Annotated in this window: 2 protein-coding genes; both read left to right on the plus strand. The window is 69.9% G+C overall.

Going from position 1 to position 2,946, the window contains the following annotated elements:
* Window positions 1-1,084: ATP-binding protein (locus VGL85_RS07180; RefSeq protein WP_331587505.1), on the plus strand; the 1,084-nt coding region annotated here is incomplete at its 5' end.
* 219 nt (window positions 1,085-1,303) lie between these two features.
* The coding region (locus VGL85_RS07185) for an MdtA/MuxA family multidrug efflux RND transporter periplasmic adaptor subunit (RefSeq protein ID WP_331587507.1) at window positions 1,304-2,946 on the plus strand (1,643 nt) is incomplete at its 3' end.

Here is a 2,946-nt window from a genome sequence, read left to right on the forward strand (position 1 = left end):
CATGGCCCAGATCATCGAGATGGGCGAGCTCTCGGCCCAGCAGCGCGAACGCGTCGAGGTGATCCGCCGCTCGGGCGAGGAATTGCTGGCCGTGCTCAACGACGTGCTCGACATTTCCAAGATCGAGGCCGGCAAGATGGAACTCGAGATCGGCGAGATCGACGCCGAGGTCCTGGGGGCGAATGTCCGCGCGGCCTTCGCGCCGCTGGCCGAAGCCAAGAAGAACCTCCGCTTCACCATGGACGTTCGGCCAGAAGCCGGCGGCTTGAGGCGTGGCGACCCGGTGCGCATCGGCCAGATCCTCAACAACCTGGTCTCCAACGCCATCAAGTTCACCGCCGAGGGCGAGGTCGATGTCATTGTCGAGGGCATCGGTCCGGACGGCCGCGACGGGCTGAAGCTGTCGGTCAAGGACTCGGGCGTCGGCATCGCCGCCGACAAGCTGCCGCTGCTGTTCCAGAAGTTCAGCCAGGCCGACGGCTCCAACACCCGCCGCTATGGCGGCACCGGGCTTGGCCTGGCCATCTGCCGCGAGCTTGCCCAGCTGATGCGCGGCAAGATCGAGGTGGAAAGCGCCGAGGGCAAGGGATCGACCTTCATCGTCACCTTGCCGGCGCCGAAGCTGGCCAGGGCCGAGGAGACGGGCGCGGCCGAGCCGGCCGAGGCGCTGGACGCCGGCGAGGAACGCTCGCTGCGGGTGCTGGCGGCGGAAGACATCCCGACCAACCAGCTGGTCCTGAAGACCATCATGCAGAGCTTCGGCGTCGAGATCACCATGGTCGACAACGGTCGCCAGGCGGTCGAGGCCTGGCTCGCCGAGCCCTACGACCTGGTCCTGATGGACATCCAGATGCCGGAAATGGACGGCATCGCCGCGACGCGGGCGATCCGCGCGGCGGAGGCCGAGCTGGGCCGGCCGCGCACGCCGATCATCGCCGTCTCGGCCAACGCCATGACCCACCAGGTCAAGGAATACCTGGCCGCCGGCATGGACGGCCATGTCGCCAAGCCGATCGAGCTGTCCAAGCTGCACGCCGCCATCGAGGCCGCGCTCAGCCAGCCGGCCGACACCAAGGCGGCCTGAGGCCGCGGGAAGCTGAACGGCCGGCAAACGTCGCGTTCAGGCCCCGTTGGGCCGCCGCGACTCAGGGTATAGACGCCCTTGGTTCGCGCGGGCCGCGCGGTGCGGCCCTTGCGTTTAGATTTCAGCTTGGAGATACCGCAGGGTCATCGGCGCCTTAGACGACGCCAATATGCGATCGCGCCGCGCGCGAACGCTGCTTGCTGACGCCAGGAGGGCCGATTGAGCGAGTCGCAATCGGGGCAGACGCCCGCAGGCCAGCCCTATCGCGCCCCGCCGCCCGGGCGCAGGCCCGCATGGCGCACCGTGCTCTGGATTGCGCTCGCGATCGCCGTCGCCGGGGTCATCGCCTATCTGCTGACACCGCACGGCCAGCCCGCGGGCGGTCCCGCCGGGGCCGCCGGCGCACGCGGCGCCGCGGGTCGAGCCGGCGGGCGCGGCGGCGCGGGCCGGGCTGGCGGCGCCGGTGGCGCGACCCGGCGTCCACCCACCGTGGTCGGCGTCGCGACCGCGGCCCTGGGCGACATCCCCATTCAGGTGACGGCGCTGGGCACGGTGACCCCCCAGGCCAATGTCACGGTCCAGTCGCAGATCTCCGGAACCCTGACCAACGTCTATTTCCAGGAAGGCCAGTCGGTGCGCAAAGGCCAGTTGCTGGCCTTGGTCGATGTGCGCCCCTATCAGGTGGCGCTGATGCAGGCCCAGGGCCAGCTGCAGCGCGACCAGGCGGCGCTGGACGAGGCCAGGCTCGACCTGGTCCGCTACCGGACCCTGCTCAGCCAGGATTCCATCGCCCGCCAGCAGGTCGACATCCAGGCCGCCACCGTCAAACAGGACGAGGGCGTGGTGAAGACCGACCAGGCGCAGGTCGCCAGCGCCCGGCTCAACATCGCCTATTGCCATATCGTCGCGCCGGTGCCCGGCCGCGTCGGCCTGCGCCAGGTGGACCCGGGCAACTTCATCTCAAGCAACCTCGCCAACGGCGTTGTGGTGATCAACGAGGTCGATCCGATCACGGTGATCTTCACCCTGCCGGAGGACAGCATCCCGCAGGTCGCCTTGCGCATGGCCTCGCAGCACGGACTGCCGGCCACGGCTTTCGATCGCACCGGAACCACGACACTGGCGCAAGGCCAACTCTACACGCTGGACAACGAGATCGACACCACGACCGGCACGGTCAAGGCCAGGGCGCGGTTTTCCAATCCCAGCGGGACCCTGTTCCCCAACCAGTTCGTCAATGTGACGGTGCTGGTCGACACGCTGAAGAACGCCGTGACCGTGCCCGCGGTGGCCATACGCCACGGCCCACAGGGCGACTTCGTCTACGTCATCCAGGACGATTCGACCGTCAAGGTGACGCCGGTCAAGGTCGGGCCGGCCCAGGGCGAGACCGCATCGATCGCCTCCGGCCTGGCGGTGGGCGACCAGGTGGTCACCGATGGCGGCGACCGGCTGAGCGACGGCTCGCGCGTGGTGCTGCCGCAGGACGCGGCCCGCATGGCGGCCGCCTTCAACAAGAAGCCCAAGGCCACCGGCATCCTCGGCTGGATCGAGGGCCTGTTCGGCCACAAGGACCAGACGGCGGCGAACGCCTACAGCGGTCAGGGCAGCCAGAGCAGCGGCGCCGGGCGCGGCGCCGGCCGGATGCAGGCGCTGCTGGCGACCCTGAACCTGACCGCCGACCAGCAGGCCAAGGTCAAGGCCATCTTCGCCGACGCCCGCACCAAGGCCGCGGCGGCCGGCGACGACCCGGACGCCCGCCGAACCATCATGCAGACCGCCAACAGCCAGGTCGAAGCGTTGCTGACCCCGGACCAGAAGGCCAGGTTCGAGGCGGCGCGGGCCCAGGCCCGCGCCGCCGG

It is taken from the genome of Phenylobacterium sp. (genome assembly GCF_036501465.1).
GTDB lineage: Bacteria > Pseudomonadota > Alphaproteobacteria > Caulobacterales > Caulobacteraceae > Phenylobacterium.